13 protein-coding genes and 1 tRNA gene are annotated in these 21,952 nt (G+C 45.0%); 10 read left to right on the forward strand and 4 right to left on the reverse strand.

Annotation, left to right across the window (positions count from 1 at the left end):
• Nucleotides 1-433: 433 nt before the first annotated feature.
• From ACFS5N_RS00005 to ACFS5N_RS00020, 4 genes are all read right to left on the reverse strand, one after another.
• Nucleotides 434-1,939: a redoxin domain-containing protein gene (locus ACFS5N_RS00005; protein WP_377180905.1), complete on the reverse strand. Its 1,506-nt coding sequence runs from the start codon at nt 1,937-1,939 to the stop codon at nt 434-436.
• Nucleotides 1,940-1,944: 5 nt separating this feature from the next.
• On the reverse strand, nt 1,945-3,414 hold the full coding sequence (locus ACFS5N_RS00010; protein WP_377180907.1) for a RagB/SusD family nutrient uptake outer membrane protein: 1,470 nt from the start codon (nt 3,412-3,414) through the stop codon (nt 1,945-1,947).
• Nucleotides 3,415-3,424: 10 nt separating this feature from the next.
• A complete protein-coding gene (locus tag ACFS5N_RS00015) occupies nt 3,425-6,781 on the reverse strand; it encodes a SusC/RagA family TonB-linked outer membrane protein (protein ID WP_377180909.1) in 3,357 nt (1,118 codons plus the stop codon).
• A 253-nt stretch (nt 6,782-7,034) separates the two neighbouring features.
• Nucleotides 7,035-8,147: a FecR domain-containing protein gene (locus tag ACFS5N_RS00020; RefSeq protein WP_377180911.1), complete on the reverse strand. Its 1,113-nt coding sequence runs from the start codon at nt 8,145-8,147 to the stop codon at nt 7,035-7,037.
• Between the two features lie 110 nt (nt 8,148-8,257).
• On the opposite strand from ACFS5N_RS00020, the gene ACFS5N_RS00025 reads away from it, so the two are divergent.
• The 10 genes from ACFS5N_RS00025 (at nt 8,258) to soxC (ending at nt 21,948) form a co-directional block, all read left to right on the forward strand.
• Entirely contained in the window at nt 8,258-8,887 is a 630-nt protein-coding gene (locus tag ACFS5N_RS00025; RefSeq protein WP_377180913.1) for an RNA polymerase sigma-70 factor, read from the forward strand.
• Between the two features lie 940 nt (nt 8,888-9,827).
• Complete coding sequence (locus ACFS5N_RS00030; RefSeq protein WP_377180915.1) at nt 9,828-12,920, forward strand: SusC/RagA family TonB-linked outer membrane protein; 3,093 nt, start codon at nt 9,828-9,830, stop codon at nt 12,918-12,920.
• Between the two features lie 18 nt (nt 12,921-12,938).
• Nucleotides 12,939-14,303, forward strand: coding sequence for a RagB/SusD family nutrient uptake outer membrane protein (locus ACFS5N_RS00035; protein WP_377180917.1), 1,365 nt, complete (start codon nt 12,939-12,941; stop codon nt 14,301-14,303).
• Nucleotides 14,304-14,325: 22 nt separating this feature from the next.
• Nucleotides 14,326-15,273, forward strand: a complete 948-nt coding sequence (locus tag ACFS5N_RS00040) for a cyanophycinase (protein ID WP_377180919.1) — start codon at nt 14,326-14,328, stop codon at nt 15,271-15,273.
• Between the two features lie 40 nt (nt 15,274-15,313).
• Nucleotides 15,314-15,384 (forward strand) — tRNA-Cys (locus ACFS5N_RS00045).
• Between the two features lie 25 nt (nt 15,385-15,409).
• Nucleotides 15,410-16,738 (forward strand): DoxX family protein, encoded by a 1,329-nt coding sequence (locus ACFS5N_RS00050; protein ID WP_377180921.1) that lies wholly within the window; start codon nt 15,410-15,412, stop codon nt 16,736-16,738.
• Nucleotides 16,739-16,751: 13 nt separating this feature from the next.
• Nucleotides 16,752-18,650: a hypothetical protein gene (locus ACFS5N_RS00055; RefSeq protein ID WP_377180923.1), complete on the forward strand. Its 1,899-nt coding sequence runs from the start codon at nt 16,752-16,754 to the stop codon at nt 18,648-18,650.
• 3 nt (nt 18,651-18,653) lie between these two features.
• Nucleotides 18,654-20,081: a phytoene desaturase family protein gene (locus tag ACFS5N_RS00060; protein ID WP_377180925.1), complete on the forward strand. Its 1,428-nt coding sequence runs from the start codon at nt 18,654-18,656 to the stop codon at nt 20,079-20,081.
• A complete protein-coding gene (locus ACFS5N_RS00065; protein WP_377180927.1) occupies nt 20,078-20,740 on the forward strand; it encodes a c-type cytochrome in 663 nt (220 codons plus the stop codon). Before ACFS5N_RS00060 ends, ACFS5N_RS00065 begins: the two co-directional genes overlap by 4 nt.
• Nucleotides 20,741-20,742: 2 nt before the next feature.
• Nucleotides 20,743-21,948 (forward strand): sulfite dehydrogenase, encoded by a 1,206-nt coding sequence (gene soxC, locus ACFS5N_RS00070; RefSeq protein WP_377180929.1) that lies wholly within the window; start codon nt 20,743-20,745, stop codon nt 21,946-21,948.
• The last annotated feature ends 4 nt before the right edge of the window (nt 21,949-21,952 follow it).

Raw genomic sequence — 21,952 nt, forward strand, 5'->3', positions numbered from 1 at the left:
GTAACTCCCCTGGTAATAAGCTCATCTGAGATAAACTCTCGGTAAGGTGAGTTACAGGTTTTTGGAAATTATATCAAATAATTCATGCCATAAAACTATGGCTAAACCGTCTTAATCTGAACTACTTTGTAACGATCTAAAGAACTAAATCGAAACAAATATAACGCATATCTCATTAAATTACATCGCTTTTTTAAGATCTAAGTAGTAAGTGCCCATGCTTTACCATAGTATCAAATATTATAATAATCGGTGATTCTGTAGTAATCTTTTCAAAATCCCAGTATATGATCTATATGGGACACCTACATCGAACCAGCTTATCGAAAAACTAAGTATGATCGCAAAATTTAGAAAGTTTGAAAGTCCCGCGATTTTTAAAAAATAACCGATTTTATGATTTTAATAAAAGATATATAGATGGGAAATAACACTACTTTTTAGCATTTACAATATCAACCATCATGGATATTTCATCGACGGCAGCTTCATTGCTTCCGTCGAATCCTGTTAGCCTGAAACGTATATTGCCATTTCCGTCAATTACAAATTTTGTAGGTATACTTGATACTTTATAACTATCCACTACTTTATTGGCTTTAGTTTCCGGGTCTTTCATGTCCATTAATACCTGAAAATTGTATTTCATACTATCTATATAAGTCCTGGCATCGGCTATCGCTGTTGCGGATCTTTCCCAGGTATGAATAAACAAGAATTTAACGTCGGGATCATTCTTGTATTTATTTACGGCCATTTGCATAGCCGGAAACGACGCTTTGCACGGCACACACCAGGTGGCCCAAAAATCAAGTATCACAACTTTACCTTTTAAATCAGAGAGGCTTATGCGGTTGCCTTGTAAATCAGTAAGTGTAAAATTGGCTGCCGGTTCATTTAGTATGCTTTTGGTTAACCGTTTGCGCATGTTATCAGCAACACCTTTTCGTATATCCGCTTCATAGGTATCCAGCCCTGTATCACTACCCTTAATCTTTATATATAAAAACTTAAAAAGTTCAGACATCTCATTATTGGCCTCTCCAGATTTTACTACTGCTTCCATCCGGTCGAAAGCTTGCTGATACCGGTTAAGTGCCGTTAATATGCGGCCGTAAGTATAGTTGAAATCTGTTCTTGACGCTACCGTTGATAGAATAGCCGTTTCTATGTATTTCAGCGCTTCGCTATATTTTTTTTGCTCATAAAGCATTTTGGCATAAATATCACAGGCGCCAGGGTATCCTCTAATAGCAAAACCCGCAGTGATGCTGTTGCCCATTTCTCCTTCTGCGTAAGGCTTAGCACTTTCCACTGCTTTTTGTTGATACAAAGTCGCGTTAGCTAAATCGCCACTGGCGTAAAATGCTTCGGCAATGTCGCCGTATGATCGTACCTTCCAGAAATCGGCATCCAGCAAACTCGCATAATAACTTGCCTTAGCCACATTTTTCTCTTTAGCGTAACCAATGGCCAGGCCGCTACGCAAGCGGTCATAGGGTAGCCTGTCTTCACCAAAAGGCAGTTTGGGATAGTTCTCCGGCGGGAAGCTCTTAACAAAGCTGTAATAAGCTTTCTCCATCTCTGGCAGGCTTTTTATGCGGGAGATGGCCTGCTGTGTTCTGATCCTGGCTTCGAGGCCTTTCGGGAATTTCTGGATTTCGGCAGTAAAAACCGAGTCTGAAGCTTTCGCATTTTTTATCATAAAGTAATAACTGCCTGCTATAGACATATTATTCTCGATGCCGCTGGCTGCTAAAGCTTTAAGCCTACCGACCAGCAATTGCCGGTCGGTAGGATTTTTAGAAGCCATGAGCTTGTCCAGTTGTTTTTTGGTGCTGTCGGCGTTATTTATATTTTGCGCATTTGCTTTTTCAAAAAGCATTGTCCCCAATAATATAATGGTTAACCAAATAGTTGGTTTTTTCAAGATGCTCATATTATTTACTGAGGATTTTGAACAATTAACTTATTGATAGCTGTTTCAGCGCTTGATATTGGCCAGATGTAACGATTGTCAGTAGCCGGTATGGCAGGCGCTGAGCCTTGAGCACCTGATTTAGCAGGTAAGGTTGCCCCTAAGCGCTGCAAATCGGGCACACGGAAACCTTCGCCCAGCAATTCAATTTTCCGCTCCTGTAAAATTGTACTGATCAGTGCTGGCTGGCTGGCTACGCTCAAAGGCGGAAACACATAGGTTGCATCTGAACGGTTACGTACTGCAGTTAGCAATGCAGCAGCTCTGGTAATATTTGCTGAGTCGCCGCTACGGGCAAGGGCCTCAGCGTACATCAACAATACGTCGCTATATCGTATAATTGGAACCCAGTCTGAAAAGGTACTGGCAACCTTAAACTTATTTAACCATTTCTGGCCACCATTGGTAAATACAAAGTTTTTACGGGCATCGGTTGATGCGGCTGAGCTATAAACCGGGTCGGCAATTGTGCCTGCCGCATTCAGATAGTAATACCCGTTGCCTGGGGCAATATTAAAAAAACTGGCTAGTAAGCCCGGTTCGGTAGTCACAAAAGGCAGTGAGAAAACGGCTTCGGGGCCGGCATAGCTGCCACCAAATACTGTGGCAATATTTGCCTCCATTTTATTGTTAACTCCACTGGCAGGAGCCTGAAAAGGTGCATTCGCCGATACAATCTTTGTACATTCCGCAATAACATTGGTGTAGTCGCCCTTGGTTAAGTCAACTCTTGCCTTTAGTGCAATCGCGGCATTTTTGGTAGCGCGGGTAGTATTAAGGGTTGCGGTGTTGTAGTTAGCCGGCAGGTTATTTTCAGCGTCGTTTAAGTCAGCTAGTATTTGGGCATAAACGGCCGCTACCGAACTTCTTGCAAGCTGGTTGTCGTCATTGGAGTTTTCGGCTGTTAAACGCAGCGGCACACCCGGGCTGGTGCCATTATTGAGTGCGTAAGGCTGGGCATAAGTTTGAACTAATGCAAAATAGCTCAATGCACGAATAAACTTTGCTTCGCCGGTAAAATTGGCATATTGCGCTGCGCTTACGTTGTTTTGATGAGCAGTTAAACCTGCTAAAAATGTATTTACAGCATTGATGGTGGCATAGCCGCTGCTCCAGGTATTAATTACCTCGGTGGTACTGGGATTTACCGCCTGTAGCCAGCTTTGTTGCCCGGTTGTAGTACTGGGCTTGTTCATAATAAATTCATCGCCACGTAATTCGTTATAAATGGTAACGCTGCCACCATAAAAGAATACACTTTTTAACGTCGCGTAAAGCCCGTTTACCTGTGCGGTGATACGCGTTGCGTTGTCAAAAGCACTGGCGTCTGAAATGCTGGTGGTGTTAGCCGGGTCCAATAGTTTTTTCTGGCAGGCCGAACCTGATATTACTACGCAGGCTGCTAAAATTATTTTTTTTAAATGGATAGTTTTCATGTTGTACCTATTAAAATCCTACGTTTAAACCAAAAGTGAAAGTTCTGCCAGCCGGTACTAAGTTCTTGTCGCGGCCGGCTGCTGTATTGGAATCGCCATTGGCGGATACCTCCGGATCTGAGCCGGTATATTTGGTATGTAATATGATATTACCTGCCGACCCATAAATACGGATTGATGACACGCCAGCCTTGCGATAAAGCTGAGTAGGGATGGTGTAACCCAGGGCCGCTGTACCCAATTTAATGTAAGCACCACTCTCTACGTTATAGGAGTTAGGTAGTACAGAGCCGCTGGCCTGTTGATCATTGTAGTAAACTTTCGGGATGTCGGTAACCTGTCCGGGTGTTGTCCAGCGGCGTAATATGTCTACCTTGTTGTTAAAGAAGTTATTATTGAGCAAGGTAGCTTTGGTGCCATTGTAGATCTGGTTACCGCCTGAGAAGACAATGTTGACATACAGATCAAAATTGCCATAACGGAAGGTATTATTAAAACCGCCGTAATAGGTAGGCAATGTTGGCCCCATAACCACGCCATCGCCATAAGCATCCATGGCGGGTGCTTTACTGCCGTCAAGGTAGCTCCAGGTTGCGGTAACCGGGTTGTATTGTACAGTAGCACCGTTGCGATTAATATAGGTTCTTAAACCATTTGCCGGATTAACGCCCGTGGTTTTAACCACATAAACTGACCCTACTGAATAACCTACTCGGGTAATGTTCGACGTTTCAAGGCTGTTGGTCCATATATCAGTATTATTGACCAAAGCAGTAACGCGGTTCTTCAATGTACTAAAATTCAAACCGGCTGTCCAGCGGAAAGCGCCTTTGTCAATAACATGTGCCTGTAAATCAAACTCAAAACCGCGATTATACATCGACCCAACATTGGTATTTATTGAATTGCCAGGTATACCTTTTGAAGGTGATTGCGGCGCAGCTAGTATCAGTCCGTCAATTGTGTTGTTATAATAATCAGCATCAAGTGTGATCTTATTTTGCCAAAAGCCAAGGTTGATACCGATGTCTGTTTTCTTACTGGTTTCCCAGTGTAGGTTAGTATTACCGGTTTGCGAAACAATGAGCCCCGCTACGCCGCCATAAGTTGTAGAACCATAAAGCGATGATGCAGCGTAGTCACCAATGTTCACGTTCCCCACCTGCCCGTAGCTGGCACGCAATTTTACATCTGATAGTGTTTTGGCTAAGCTCAAGCCGCGATAAAAATCCTCCTGCGATAGATTCCAACCTACTGAACCACCGCCAAAGTTTCCATACTTGTGTGTAATGGCTAGTCCGGAGAAACCATCTTTACGAAAGCTGGCGCTCAACAAGTATTTTTTCTGAAAATCATAGAACAGGTTACTAAAGTAGGAGCGATAACCATTTTGACTGGCAGTACCATTGGCGTCGCTAATGTTGGTAAAACCACCGGCAAAGCTTTGAAAATAAGGGTCGGTAAGGCCGGTACGTGTTACTGAAAATCCGCGGCTGATGGTTTGAATTCCTTCATAGCCTGCTAATACACTAAGGTGGTGGTTTTTAGCAAGGGTAGTACTATAACTCAACGTATTGGTAAAATCTGTGCGATAATTGGTGTCATACTCGCTGCCGGCTGAACCATTACTACTGAAGCCATTACCTTGTATAGGATTGTTAAAGTTAAGATTGGTTATGTTAAGACTGTTAATGCTGTAGTTGGTTTTAATTTTTAAGCCTTTAAATAATTCCCATTCAGCATAAAATAACCCTGTTGCATTATTGCTTTCTGACGAGTATTTGTCGTTATCAATCATAGGCAAGGGATTAAAATAGCCAACCGATATGGCATTAGGCCCTAAGCCTAAACTATTGCCGCTGATGTTGTAGGAGCCGTCGGCATTATAGGCTAAAACATTAGGCGGTAATACCATCGACTCGCGCGCCAGGTTATTACGACCAAACGAATTGTATACGCTATTCAGGTTATTATTGACCGAATTGCTATAGGCAAAGTTTATTCCAATATGCAGGCCTTCTAACAAACGATGATCAACATTTGCCCTGGCTGATTTACGGTTAAACGTATTTTTAACTAAAAAGCCATTCTGGTCATCGTAATTTGCTGAGATATAATAATTCGTAGCATCAGTAGCGCCAGAGATACTTACGTTGTGGTTTTGCGAATATCCGGTTTTGTAGAAATAATCATACCAGTTGGTTTGTTGCACAGAGCCATCAGCATTTTTGCCTAGAAAGTAAGTTACTTTGAGGCCCGAGTTAGTTTGAGCTTCGTCTTTGATGGTCACGTAATCTGCCGCATCTAAAAGTTCTGGTAGCTTTGGCCTTTTTGTAATACTGAAGTAGCCGTCGTAATTAACTTTCACTTTGCCGGCTTTACCTTTTTTGGTGGTGATGACCACTACGCCATTTGCCGCGCGCGAGCCATATATGGCTGTTGCTGATGCGTCCTTTAATATCTCAATAGAAGCGATATCATTCGGATTAATACTCGCCAGGGGATTGTTTTCTACCACGGCTGACAAGCCTACATTGCCGCTAAAAGATGTCACGCCGTCAATAACGATCAGGGGGTAAGAGCTCAAATTGATAGAGTTGGTGCCGCGAATGCGAATTACTGGCGGCGCGTTCAATGACCCTCCATTTGAGGTGATCTTTACACCTGCCGCCTGCCCGGCCAAAGCCTGATCAAAACTGGCCACCGGGCGATTTTCAACAACGTTACCTGCAATATGCGATGACGAACCGGTAAACTCAGCCCGATTTTGGACCGTATAACCCGATATTACCACATCATGTAGTTGGTCATTAGTAGGTGTTAGTATAACTTCGATAGTAGTTTTAGCATTGATAGCGACCTCCTTGCGCTCAAAACCTATATATGAAATTATCAGCGTACCATTAGGGTTTATGTTTTTTAGATTGAAATTACCATTCACGTCTGTCATGGTCACGTTGTCGGTGCCTTTTACAGTCACCGTGGCGCCGGGCAGTGGCTGGTTGTGCTCATCAGTAACTTTGCCGTTTACTTCAAAGGCTTGTAAGTATTTTTTTACCCGGTCAAGCAAGGTTTCTTCCTTACGTTGTATCGTAATGGTTTTATCTGTTATGGTAAAACTGAATTGCTTCGACTCTAGGAGCGAGGTTAGTACTTTTGCCAGGGGCTCATCTTTTACATCTATAGTTACTTTTTGATCTTTAATCAACTCGTCTTTATAAAACAGATCGTAGCCGGTTTGCTGCCTGATATCTATCAAGACGCTGCTCAGCGTAGCATTTTTTTCGTGAAGCGTCACCCGTTGTGCCAGCGTAGTGGCACTAACCTGTAAACAGGCGACGATAAGTAATAAACTCGTTAATTTCATTACCCGTAGGATTAATTGGGGTAATAGCCGTCCGCAGCGCGGCATTTCACCACGTAAATTAAATTGCATAAGTTTGCGTTGTTTGGGTTTCGTTAAAATCTTGTTTGTTACAATTTTGTGCGTTTGGCCCAGGCATCGCCGGGTCAGATGGCCGTCTGATCCGGTTTCCTTTTTTCGGGCTTTACATTAGTGGGTAGGGTAGTTTTACTGTCCGATAGTGCTCCTTTCTTTTTGTTAATCTATAAGCTAATTGTTAGGGTAAAATAATAAGTTTACGGCCCTCAATCCGGTAGTGTACATCGCCGGTTCCGATAATGGCTAAAATTCGCTGTAAGCTGGCCTCGCGGCCTATAATGCCTGAATATGTTTCGTTACCGTTGTTCCCCTGGTAAATCACCTGCATATTGTACCAACGAGCTACCTCTCGCAAAATCTCTTTTAAGGGGGTATGGTCAAAACGGAAAAGACCGTTTACCCAGGCAGTACGCAGTGTAAGGTCTGCTTGCGCTATCGCCATATTTCCCGCATGGCTAATGGCCTGCTGGCCGGGCGATAATGCTTTGCCATTAACGCTGACCTTACCTTCCAGGAGCACGGTAAATGCTGACGGCTCATCAGCATACGCTGATACGTCAAACTTAGTCCCGATATCTTCAATGGTTTGAGTAGGTGTTTTAACTATCAGCGGAGCAGACGGATTATGTATAATTTCCGCATAGATCTCGCCGTTGATCAATTCCAACTTACCGCGATTACGAGTAGTCATCCGTTCCGGAAAACGCAGTTTGGTTGCTGCATTTAATAATATCCGGCTGCCATCCGGTAATTGCAGCCGATAAGGACGGCCACCGGCAGGTATTTCCAAAGTATCATACACCATTGCCTCTAAATTTGATTCCTTGGTATTGTAGGCCAGTATATTTCCATTTTTTGAGATCTGTGTCTGGTCAAATTTTGCCAATAATCCATTGGTGCTATTTAATAGGATCACTTTACCATAGCCAGTTTTTAAAACAGCTGTCTGTGTGCCTGGTAATACTGGCTTTGTTGTTACATAGTTTGGTGTTAATTTTTGACGAAATCCGAAATAAGCCCCGGCTGTAATTGCCAGCAACACGGAGGCAGCCGCGGCGTAACGGTAGACACGCCAACGAGTGCGCGTTGCATTTGTATCATAGGCTATCCGCTGCTGCAATATAGCCAGCGTACGCTCTGTGGCTGCTTCAAATTGTTGGGGGTTATCATGGTAAATCTGACCGAGGTCTTCGTCGGATGCCTCAAACCAAGATTCTACTTCCAGCCGCTCTGTTGCAGAGGCAGTGTTTTTTAAATAACGATCTATTTTTTTTAATAATTCCGGGTCCATTATTCAAATAATATATCAAGTAATTGCTTGTCAAGGACCCATACCCCCATAGGTTTAAAAAAAAATGTATAATTTTTTTAATTTTACGTTGGTATAATAACTTTTTAACATTGGCAGCAGAACCCTTTTTAAATGATGCTGTGCTTCTGCAACGGATAAAAACCGGCGACCAGGAAGCCTTTGGCTTGCTTTATCGACGATACTTTGCCCGGCTTTCGCATTTCGCTTTCAGACGTTTGCAAGATGAAGCTATAACTGAAGAACTGGTTATGGATGTTTTCTTTGAACTTTGGCAGCAAAAAGCGGCTATTGATGCAGCAGCTAACGTTTCAGGATGGCTGCATGGGGTTTTACGCAATAAGGCGTTACATGAATTGCGTACCCGCACTACAAGAGAACGACATTTGCACGCTTTTGCGTCAAATCAGAAAGCTGTTGTTGAAGCTAATTCTGAAGAGCAAATAGACGCTCAACTGCTCGAAGAGCGTTTGCAGCAGGCCATAGGTAAATTATCACCGCAATGCCGTCAGGCGTTTAGGCTAAGCCGCTATGAACATTTAACATATCATGAAATAGCTTCACGAATGGGCATCTCTGTTAAAACGGTTGAAAAGCATATAGGAAAGGCCATAGGCTTGTTACGCAAAGATTTTAAGGAGTATAAAGTTGAAGCAGTACTTTTATTAGGTTTATTGCAATTGACAGTTCACCAACATCCTTTGCTGCTTTTTTTAAGTTAATAATGCCCGAAATGTCTAAATTTCGAAATCAAGCAATTCTTGAGGGGATGCCTATAAACCTTTTGTGTTGTCGGAAAGGTAGGGTTCGATGACTTTACTGAACTAGAGAAAGAGTATTTAGATGTTTCAAGTGATTTAAATATGAGCTAAAAGGTTGCGTAAAAATCGAACCATAAAAATAGGGCCAAATTGGAAACGGTATAAAATTGAAATAGTAAAAGTCGAACCACTTTTTGGTGCTAACAGTCTGCTTAGGAGGTTCTTATGGGTATAAAAAAAGGAAACACGCTTGGTTGCGTGTTTCCTTAAGTGAGCTCTATGGTACCTACATCGAACCGATTATCAATAAGCTTAAGACTATTGGAAAATTTAAAAAGCCGGATAAAACTAAACCGTACTATGAAGTTGGCTAGTTGTTAATTTGATTCATTTTAGGATTTAAAAAACATAAATAACGTTTTAAATTTCTGTGTATACACGGAAGAGCGCATTTTTTGCAATTATCGGTACTGTCCGGCGTTTGCAGGGCGCTATTCAAATTTTGTATGTTGCCAATTATATAAAAATACTTAGTCTATAGATTTGGTAGATTAAATTATTGTTTTTATGTTTGTCACGTCATCATGAAAACAGTTAGTATATACCCATTTCTCCGTCAGCTTATAACAAAGCGGCTTATGAACTTCTTTATGACAAATGCCTCACGCATGTATATGTGTTGTTGCTAACCCCTTTGTGCTCTAACCATAAACATAGGGATAAGCTACCCATAGCCTATTATTAATTAACTCAAGAAAATATGTGTTGAAATAAATATGAAAAAATGAACCGGCAAGGAGGCCTCGCCGGTCATAACGATGTATCAGCTCAGTAACGCCAATCACTCACTGATACTCATTCCAGTTCCAGCAAATAGATCATTTACTAAAACTCGTTAAATATGGACATATTTATCCGTAAGAAAAAAACGTTTATACCCTTCAGCGTACTTTTACTTCTCTTAGCCTTACCTCATAACATCCTGGCGCAACAAGCACCGCCACCGGGCAATTCAAAAATCGAGGGCCTTGTTTTAGACTCAGCGTCTAAAGAAACTTTACCCGGCGCGGTTGTGAGAATTAAGGGTGTAACCAATGGCGCCACTACCGACGCCAACGGCAGATTTGAATTAATTACAGCACAAAAGATTCCGTTTATTTTGGTAGTCACCTATATAGGCTATCAAACCAGAGAGTTTATTGTTGATGGCAGTCCGGTAACTGTACGTCTATCCCCGCAAAATAGCCAACTTAATGACGTAGTTGTAGTGGGCTACGGCACCCAAACTCGTAAATCTATTACCGGCTCGGTATCCACCGTTGCTGTAGGCGAGGTTAAAGACAAACCAACCGCAACCTTTGAAGAGCAATTGCAGGGCAAAGCTCCGGGTTTGCAAATTAGTGCCTCAACAGGTGTGCCGGGCGATGGCATGTTTATCCGCATACGTGGTACCACTTCAATTAATGCCAGTAATGACCCGCTATATGTAATTGACGGTGTGTATGTAAACAGCGGTTCTTTACAGCGTATCACTACGCAGGGGCAGGCAAACAACCCGCTGGCCGATATCAATCCGGATGATATTGAAAGTATAACCGTTTTGAAGGACGCCGATGCTACCGCGATTTACGGTGCTCGTGCTGCCAACGGTGTAATTGTGATCACCACTAAGCGTGGTAAATATAACGCCGCTCCTAAAGTGAGTTTGAGTACTTATTTCGGTGGTGCCTGGGCGCCAAAACTTTGGAGTTTGGTAACCGGTCCGCAGCATGCCGAGCTGGTGAACGAGTTTTACAGAAACTCAGAGGCGGATGCGGTTGCCGCAGGTAATACAGCCGGCATAAACACTTATAAATATCAGCCTTTCAGGGCATTGACAGATAACCCAACCGCTACGCCGGCGCCGCGGGGTTTACCGCAGGATCAGCCAACTTACGATCGTTTACATCAAGCCTTCCGCACCGGCTTTTTGCAGAATTATGATTTGTCAGTTGCAGGCGGTAACGATAAAACTACCTACTACATTGGCGGTGGCCTGAACAAACAACAAGCTGACCTGAAAACGAATGATTTTAGACGCGGATCGTTCAAAGTAAATGTTGACACCAAAGTAAGCGACTATGTAACCGTTGGAACTAGTAATACCTTTACCCAAACTTACCGCACCAATGCCCGTGTAGGCGATGGCCCTCAGGGTGGTATTTTACAATCAGCCTTACACACACCTACCTACTTGCCGACAACCAACGCTGACGGCAGTCCGGCCCGATGGGCGGGTTTTGATAACCTGGATGTATTGCTGAATAACACTAACATGCACAGCACCAGTAATCGCGCCATCAGCAATTTATATGGCGAGGTGAAGATTAGTAAAGACCTGAAATTCAAAACCAGTTGGAGCGTTGATTACAACCAGTACAATGAGTCGCAGTATTGGAACAGTTTGACCATTATTGGTATAGCCAACCATAACTCAGGCTCGCAGGCGGTTAGCAACAGCACTACCTGGACAAATGAGCAAACGCTGACTTATGCCCATGCTTTCGGCAAAAACAATGTGGGCTTTTTGTTGGGTAACTCTATTCAGGGCACCTTCAGCGATCAAACTATAGGTTCAGGTACCAACTACCCGAATGATTCTTTCCAGCAGCTTTCGTCGGCAGCTACAACAACTTCATCAGGTTCGGCGACGAGTAATAAGCTGTCATCATTTTTTGCCCGTGCAAACTATAACTACGATGGCAAATATTACATCGACGCAAGTATCCGGGCCGATGGTTCTTCGCGCTTTGGCGCTAATCACCAGTGGGGTTATTTTCCGTCGACAGGTGTGGCGTGGATAGCAAAAAGAGAGGACTTTTTGAAGGACGTTAGCTTTATCAGCAACCTGAAATTGCGCGGTGCTATCGGTGTAACCGGTAACCAAAACGGTATCCCTGATTACGCTGCACGCGGTTTATGGGGTGCTGGTCTTAACTACCAGAACAACCCGGGTATTGGCCCGGCCCAATTGGCAAACCCTGATTTGAAATGGGAAAGTACCCGCCAGATTGATTTTGGTTTGGATCTGGGCGTATTTAATGATCGACTGACTTTAGGTGCAGATTACTACGACAAATACACCAGCAACCTGCTGCTGAACCTGCCTTTGAAATCAACCCAGGGATTCACCTCAATTTTGGCTAATGCCGGCGAGATGAGCAATAAGGGTTTCGAGTTCAACATCAGCAGCATTAACCTGGATGGCCCGTTGAAATGGAGCACCAACTTCAATATATCCCGCAACATCAATAAAATTACCAAACTACCTACACCGGTAGTAGCGGCCTATGCTGCCGAGCGTATGGTGCAGGGCCAGTCAATGTATACCTTTTATGCGTACAAACAGCTATATGTAGACAAGCAAACCGGCAACGCAGTTTATGATGATTATGACCATAACGGCGTGATCAACTCGAGCGATTTGGAGCCGGTAGGTAATGCACTGCCTAAATTTAACGGCGGTTTAACCAACAACTTTGCCTACAAAGGTTTTGATCTGTCGGTATTCTTCAATTTTGTTTACGGGAACAAAGTTTATAACAATAACAACTACTTTCTGGAAGGTGGGGGTACCCGCGACGCTAACCGGGCTATGGACACCCGTCAGTTAACCCGCTGGCAAAAGCCGGGCGATGTAACCGATATGCCAAGGCTTACCGCTTACGGACAGAATTATACCATTAGCCCTACAACACGAAATATTGAGGACGGCTCATTCCTGCGCCTAAGCAATGTTAACCTGGGTTATACCATTCCGAAGCATCTGATTGAGAAAGCGCATCTATCGTCTGTCAGAGTATATGTAAGCGGTTCGAACCTGTGGTTATGGACAAAATATAAAGGTCCCGATCCGGAGATTAACGTATCGTCGTCAGCTACTGTGCTGGGATACGATTTAGGAACACCACCGGTTCCGCGGGTTATCCAGGCAGGTGCAAACATTACATTCTGATCACCAAAATATTAAATCATGAAAAAAGCATTATATATATTTTCCCTACTGGCGCTGCTTACTTCGTGCAAGAAGTTTTTAGAGGTGCAGCCCAAATTGCAGATAGATCAATCTGTAGCTATAACGGACGCGGCTACCGCCGGAACCGCGGTAAACGGTTTGTTTAACCAGTTAGGAAGCGGCAATTACTATGGTTCAAACTTCCCGGCGCTATCTTATTTATCTGGGGGCGATATCCAGTGGACCGGCTCGCAGTCTGACCCGAGCGAGATCACTAAACATTTAACCTCAGCTACAAACGGTTATGTACAATCGGCTTGGACCGCTATCTACAAAACCATTGCGCAGGCAAACTATATCCTGGATAAAGTGCCTGCGCTTAATGATCCGCTGTTAACCCCGGCGCTTAAAAACCAGTATTTGGGCGAGGCTTATTTTATTCGTGCGCTGGCTTACTTTGATTTGGCGCGTGGCTGGGGTGGTGTTCAGCTAATCCTGAAACCAACCTACGCGTCTACAGATAATGCGAATGTTCCACGTAGTAGCCTGGCTGATACGTATGCGCAGGTTTTAAAAGATCTGGATGCAGCGCAGCCATTGGTTCCTACTACCGTGAGCCGCAATCGCGTTACGCTAAGAACAGTGCAAGCTTTGAAAGCGCGTTTCTATCTGTATCAGAAGAACTGGGCATTGGCCGAGCAATTTGCTACCTCGGTAATCAGCGACAATACCAACTACTCGTTAGTAACGCCTTACAGTGCTTTTTTTGCCAACAATGCTGTAGCGACTAATGAATCAGTATTTGAACTAGCGTACACTACCTCAAACACCAACGGGCACAGTACCTGGTGGTTGCCGCCTGCTTTGGGTGGCCGTCGTGAATGGGCGCCGAATGATGCCTTGGTTGCTTTGCTGAATAATGCTGCTATAGGTGGTAACCGCAATGCACTTATCGGCCAAACTGCGCCTCCGGGTAACCTGTGGTATGGCAAACTTTACTATCGCAACCCATTGGGCACCGACCCTGCTTATGTGATCCGCGTGGCAGAGCTATACCTTATCCGTGCCGAAGCCAGAGCTTATCAGGGCAATTTGGTGGGACCAAGCAGCGCACAATCAGACCTGAACGCGGTGCGTGCACGCGCTGGTGTTGCTCCAAGTACAGCAGCAACTCTGACTGATATTTTAACCGCGCTTGAAAACGAGCGTCAGGTAGAGTTTCCGTTTGAAGCCGACCGCTTCTTTAACCTGGTACGTACAGACCGTGCACAAACCGTATTAAACTTGAAAGATAAGCACCTGTACCTGTTCCCAATCCCTTACAACGAAACATTGGTTGACCCTAATCTGGCGGGTAACAACCGTAACCCTGGTTATTATTAATTGACGATTTAACGATATCATCATGAAAAAATTAAGCATTTTATTATTGGCAGTAACCGCATTGACCAATGCCACCTTTGCCCAACGCTCGCCTATTACTGTAAAAAAATCTGATACCCGTCATGGCCCTGAAAAAGGCAGCCTGATCATTATTGGCGGTAATGTTGGCTCTCAGCGCGATATCTGGGATAAGTTTACCGAACTGGCCGGCGGTAAAGATAAAGCAGTCGTGCTGGTGGTTACTGCTGCCGTAGGCGACTCGGCTGCTTTTGACCAGAAGGATGTCAACGAAGTTAAAAAACAAACCGGTATTAAAAATGTAACGCTGCTGCATACCAATGACCTGAGGGAGGCCAATAGCGAAAAATTTATAGCCCCGATTCAAAAAGCAACTGCAGTTTACTTTGAGGGCGGTAGGCAATGGCGCATTGCCGACTCATACCTGAATACGCTTACCCACCAGGCATTTAAAGACCTGCTTGATCGGGGCGGCGTAATAGCCGGAAGCTCGGCAGGTGCGAGCATACTGGGTTCATTCCTGTGGCGTGGCGATACTAAAGGCGCACAGATTTTAATTGGCGACCATACCCAGGGTTTAGGTTTTCTAAAAAACTCGGCTATTGATCAACACATTCTGGTGCGTAACCGCCAGTTTGCGCTGGTAGATTTTATCCGCAAAGCGCCTGAATTAATTGGCATTGGCCTGAATGAGGCTACTGCAGTACTGGTTCAGCGAGATACCTTACAAGTATTGGGTAAATCGTACGCCGCTATCTACGATTATAATACCATTATTAACAGCGAAGGTAAGCACGTGGTTAACGGTCGAGAAGATTTTACTGCGTCTGATGGCCCCTTTTTCTTTCTGGGAGCCGGTCAAAAATATGATCTGGCAAAACGGGTGGTGATTAAAGAGACTCGTAAAGCGCAGGCAGGTAATGGAATTGCAAAAGCTGACGATGATAACTAATTGATTGCAAAGGCGGCCCGACGAAGAAAGTGCCGCTTATAGCCGGGTGACCGAGTGGCGAGGTTGTGGTCTGCAAAACCATCTACGGCAGTTCGAATCTGCCCCCGGCGTCATCTTAATCCTCATTATTACATTTATGACTCAAATTATCAACAACAACACCCAACAGGAGTGGGGCCCGACGCAAAAGGCTGTATTCAGGTTCATATTCCTGTTTTTTATCCTACAGGCGCTGCCCTTGAGCATCGACCTGTTTAAGGTGCTTTTTGCACCCAGCTGGCTTAGCTACGGCTATATTTTTGAACTTACGCGCCTGTCACCAAAGTTTATACCGGGTACAGATAGCTTCGTCAACTGGATCATTGTTGCCGTGCTGGCTTTGATTGGCTCATTATTATGGAACGGCTCCAAATATAAAGAGCAGGATTACGACAAGCTGTACTACTGGCTTAGAACTATTGTTAGGTATCGTTTGGCGGTAGGTATAATTGGTTACGGTTTCCTGAAATTATTTCCCTTACAGGCGCCTTTTCCATCTATCAGCAATTTAAACACCGCTTACGGTGATTTTACAGATTGGAAAATATTCTCGATGAGCTTAGGCATTGTGCCGGGTTATGAAGCGTTTTTAGGCGGGGTAGAAGTGTTGGCCGGGTTGCTGCTGTTCTTTAGAAAGACTGCAACATTTGGTGCCCTGCTGATATTGGTGTTTACCGGTAATGTATTCATCTCCAATCTGGCTTATGAAGGCGGCGAGTATGTGTATAGTTTTTATCTTATCAGTTTTGCCTTGTTAGTTTTATGGTTTGATGCGCAACGTGTTTTTAACCTTATCTCGTTAGATCGACCTACGCAGCCCAATACTTACAAGCCTGTATTTGTGGGGACGCAACAAACCGTACGCGTCGGCATCAAAGCTTTGGTGATTTTCTTCTTTGTTTTACTGTACGGGTTTAAAACCTATTCGGGTTACCATAATGACCTGTACCAGTACCCCAAAGCTGCCGGCTTGAAACACGCTGCCGGAATTTACAACGTAAGCGAATTTCGTATCAATAATAACGTACTGCCTTACTCGGCAACCGACCCGGTGCGCTGGCGCGACGTGGTGTTTGAGAAATGGGCCACGTTGAGTATCCGCTCAAACCGCCCGGTATTGATCGACTCAACCAATTACGAGCAAATCTCACAAAAAGATGAGGACCGCAACTATGAGTTGGCAGGCTCGGCAGGCAGGCATTATTACAGCTATGTGGTAGACACGCTGGGCCAGACATTATCGCTCACCAACAAAAATCCGCATTACCGCAATGAGCATATCACGCTGAATTATATCCGCCCGGATTCGGCTACCATCATACTGAATGGTGTTGACCAAAACCGCGATTCCATTTATGTGGTGCTGAATAAAATCGACAAAAAATATCCTGTAAACCTTGGCAGACGCAAGGTGCTAAAACTTTAATCACGACAAAGCAATGGCTAACAATAATATAACAATAGCAGAAACAGAACCGGTAGCTACGCCGTGGTCATGGCAAAAAAAATTGGGTTTTCGTATATTGTTCATATTTCTTCTGGCGATGTCAATCCCATCAACCGCCAGCTGGTACAATAATATTTTTACCTTAAACTGGTTTCGGCCACACTATCGCGACCTGTACGATATCGCTCGTTTCCAACCAAGCTATGTGCGTTGGTTTAGCAGCGGTCCTAACTACAGCGATGTAGACGGCGCACCGCTTCCGCAAGAAAAAGGAGATGGTGATAATAAAAATGACGGCGGTAAAGGCAAACGGCATCATCACCTGGCCGATGCAGCTAATATTACGCCTGTCGACAGTACACAAGGGCATAAAGGTGATCACCGTCATCAAAATACTTTAGCCGGTGCCGATACTACACTACACCATGGCCATCATAATCGTCACCATGGCGATATACTGGCTGATGCGAGTGGAAAAGATAGCACGGCTGTAGCTGCCGTTGCCCCGGTAGCAAAAAAACACGATAAGGTTAATGATAACGCAGTAGGCATGCCCGCCAAACGCAATTTTTTTGCTGATTATGCCGATTGGGGGATTGCCTTGGTTTTCGGTATTATCGGCGGCTTGATCTGGACATTGATAGATCGTAAAACCAGATCATATAACCTGCTTTATTACTGGTTGCGTGTGATAGTTCGTTACCGTGCGGGTATTGGTATTATTGGCTTTGGTTTCACCAAGTTGTTTCCAACGCAAATGCCATATCCGTCGCTCGGGTTGTTAAACAGTAATTTTGGCGACTTTACCGCGCAGAAGATCTATTGGATGTCGGTAGGTATTGTGCCCTGGTACCAGGTATTTGGCGGCGTGGTTGAGATTGTTGCCGGCGCACTGCTGTTCTTCCGTAAAACAACCACCTATGGCGCTATATTACTAGCTGGTGCTTTGTTTGATATCACCCTGGTCAACTACGCCTACGACGGTGGTGTGCATGTGTATGCCTTTTACTTTGTACTACTGTCGTTGTTTTTAATTGCTGATGATGTGCCCGCACTGTACAACCTTATTATCCGGGAAAAGTACACCACGCACTTCAGAGTATATCCTGATTTTACAAAACTAGGGTTAAAATATACACGCCTTGCATTAAAGACGTTAACGTTTATCATCTTCTTTGGCATATTGACTTACACAGAGGTGATCAACTTTAAATATGATCCGTATAAACAACCATCAACCGCTGGGCTAAAAAAACTGCGCGGCAACTACCATGTAACCGAGTTTAAAATTAACGGGCAGGAGTTGCCTTATAACCCATTAGATAGCGTACGCTGGCAGGAGGCTACGTTTGAGAACTGGACAACCCTAACGTTTCGCGTTAATAAGCCGGTGATCATCGACCCGTCAAACGGTGGTGGCAGCCCCATGCATGATATTCAACGAACGTTCGAGATTACCGGTGTAGCGGGTGGCGAAAGAGCTTATCATTATTATGCAGATACGATAGATAAAGTGCTTTACCTGCAAGATAAAAACGCGGTGGCATTATTAGGCAGCCGCAGGGCAGGCAGGGGTCGTGGTGGCAATCGTCAAAATAATGATAACAAAAAGCCCGATAACTGGATAAGCCCAGAAGCCTGGAAACATATTGGCGACGAAAACAAAATGATCGATCCGGCGGCCTGGTCTGCACGCCGCGACCGCGAGTTTGCGCAAAAACAACGTGAGCCAAAACGTAACCGTATGATACTAAAATATGACACAACGGATGGTTCAAGGGTGATCCTGTCAGGTATCAACGATCATAAAGATTCTATTTACGTGGTTTTAGACAGGTACGACCGTAAATATGTGCTACCAAAAAGTACGTTAAGTGCCGGTAAATACTGATACATGGCGGAGTTTGATGCTATAATTGTTGGCTCGGGGCCAAATGGGTTGGCTGCTGCGATTTTATTGCAGCAGCACGGCCTTTCTGTGCTGGTGTTGGAAGGTAAAGAAACTATCGGCGGCGGGTTGCGCACTCAGGAGCTGACGTTGCCCGGCTATCTGCACGACGTTTGTTCGGCGGTGCACCCGATGGCTGCGGCATCACCATTTTTTGAAACCTTACCATTGGAGAAATTTGGCTTGGAATACATTTACCCGGAAATTGCCGCTGCGCATCCCTTTGATGATGGTACGGCCGCAATCCTCCAGAGATCACTCGAGAACACAGCTGCGGCTTTGGGCGAGGATAAGGACGCTTACCTGCAATTGATCAGTCCGCTGGTTGAGGCATGGCCACGGATAGCCGGCGATGCTTTGGGGCCGATAAGCTTTCCGAAACATCCAATGGATATGGCGGGATTTGGCTTGAATGCTTTGCAACCCGCTACGCGGCTGTCCAAAAAATTCAAGACTGAAAAGGCTAAAGGTTTATTTGCGGGTATGGCGGCGCATGCCATACAACCGCTGTCAAACCTGGCTACATCAGCTATCGCCCTGGTGTTGACTGTCAATGGACATTTAAAAGGCTGGCCTATACCTAAAGGCGGCTCTAAAAGTATAGCTAATGCCTTAGCCAATTACTTTATTAGCCTTGGTGGAAAGATTGAAACGGATACTTACATCGTTTCGCTTAACCAGTTGCCCGCGGCAAGGGCAGTTTTGTTTGATGTAACACCAAGACAATTGTTGGAGATAGCCGGGCATAGGTTGTCTAATATTTATAAATGGCAACTGGAACGTTATCGCTATGGTATGGGAGTGTTTAAGATTGATTGGGCACTTGCAGAGCCTATCCCTTTTAAAGCTGAGGAACTCGGCAGGGCATCAACCATCCACATTGGCGGGACGCTTAAAGAAATTGCCGAAAACGAAGCCGCGACCAGTAAAGGAGCGCATCCAACCAATCCGTTTGTATTGCTCACGCAGCCATCGATTTTTGACCGGTCGCGCGCACCGGAGGGCAAACATGTAGCCTGGGGGTATTGCCATGTCCCCAACGGTTCAACTAAAAACATGACCATTAATATCGAAAAACAAATAGAACGTTTCGCACCCGGTTTTCGCGACCGGATATTACATCGGCACACACTGAATACCAAACAACTGGAAGCTTATAATTCCAATTACATTGGCGGCGATATTAACGGTGGCATTATTGATTTGGCGCAGTTGTTTACCCGCCCGGCCTTGCGAAGTTCGCCTTATCGCACATCGGCTAAAGGGTTGTATATCTGTTCATCATCAACTCCGCCCGGTGGCGGCGTACACGGTATGTGCGGCTATCATGCTGCCAAACGTCTTTTAAAAGATATTTTTAAGATAGGGGTATGAGAAAGGCAGGGATCGTTGTAATGGTAATACAAGGTTTGATGGGCTCGCTGGCTTTTACAAATAAAGAATTTGTCATTGCGAGCGTTGCAAAGCAATCGCGAACAATGCCTTTTTCCTTGCGATTGCCACGCTATGGTCGCGATGACAAAAGGGGGACCAATATCGATACCAACAATTGGCCATCAAAGTTTGGCTTCGGCAGAGCTGCTAATCAAACTGAAATAGCCGCCTGGGACATCGACATCCGTCCCGATGGAAAAGGCTTACCGGTAGGGCAAGGCAGCGTACACGAAGGCCGGGCCATCTACATACAAAAATGCGTAGCCTGCCACGGTGAAAAGTCAATAGGGCAAGTAAATGCGAAGACCCTGGGCCCTGCATTGATCGGGGATACCATTTTAAAAGTAAAAGAAAAAACCATTGGTAATTACTGGCCTTATGCTACCACTTTATTCGATTACATTCGCCGGGCCATGCCTTACCCACAGCCGGGCTCGTTGAGCAACACAGAAATTTACAGCTTGACGGCTTACCTGCTCAACGTCAACCATGTCACTGCTGATACCGTTCAAAATGCCAGCTCACTACCTAAAATAATAATGCCGGCACGCAAATTATTTGTTTTTGACGACCGCAGAGGCGGCTCTGAAGTAAAATAACGATGGATAAAAGGAAACATAGAAAGATCAGTCGCCGTAGCCTTTTGGGTGGAATTCTTGGTGCTACTGTATTACCGGTAAGTAAGGTATTGGCTAAAAGACTGCCGATGCTTGATCCGGGCGACCCAACCAAAACGCCCGGCCGCGGTCCGAGCAAGTTAGGGCAGCGTTCTAAGTTTGAGCATCCTATCAAGTCCCCGTCAGATATATCATCGCGAACGCCGCTGCAAGATCTGTACAGCACTATTACACCGTCCGATCTGCATTACGAGCGGCATCATGCCGGTATCCCTGATATCGACCCTGAAAAATATGAACTATTAATACATGGCATGGTTGCCAGGCCGATGAAGTTTACTCTGGCCGATCTGAAAAGCTTTCCTGCAGTAACACGCACATGTTTTATAGAGTGTGCCGGTAACTTCAGAACTGGTAAAGAGGAAATGACCCCGCAGGATATTCTCGGCTTAACCAGCCAGAGCGAATGGACGGGCGTACTATTGTCTACTGTATTCAGAGAGGTGGGTGCAAGTCACGAAGCCAAATGGTTCCTGGCTGAAGGGTCGGACGCCGCAGTGATGACACGCACCATACCCATGTGGAAAGCCTGGGACGATGCTATGATTGTCTACGCCCAAAACGGCGAAGCTATACGGCCTGAGCAGGGCTATCCCGCCAGGTTATTGCTGCCGGGTTTTGAGGGTAATATGAATATCAAATGGCTGCGCCGTATTGAGATAGGCGATGAGCCATGGATGACGCGTGAGGAGACCTCAAAATATACATATCCGGTAAATGACAAGATCAGGATGTTCAGTTTTGAGATGGATGCGCGATCCATTATTACTTATCCCTGCTACCCCAATAAAATAAAAACAGGCTGGATAGAAATTCGTGGACTGGCGTGGAGCGGCCGCGGTAAAATTACCAAAGTGGAGGTAAGCACAGATGCCGGTCAAACCTGGAATGAGGCCAGCTTGCAGGGTCCGATACTAAGCAAGGCTCATACCTACTTCAGATATTTATGGGGGTGGAATGGCACACCTACCGAGATCCTAAGCCGCGCAACGGACGAAACCGGCTATATGCAGCCTACTTTGCAACAATTGACCACAGCCCGTGGTACAAAAACCGGCGGCTATCACATGAATCCAATCACCTCTTGGCAGATAAAGCCCGATGGTACACTATTATTTAAACCAGAATAACCAA

The sequence above is a fragment of the Mucilaginibacter ximonensis genome (genome assembly GCF_042686265.1).
GTDB lineage: Bacteria > Bacteroidota > Bacteroidia > Sphingobacteriales > Sphingobacteriaceae > Mucilaginibacter > Mucilaginibacter ximonensis.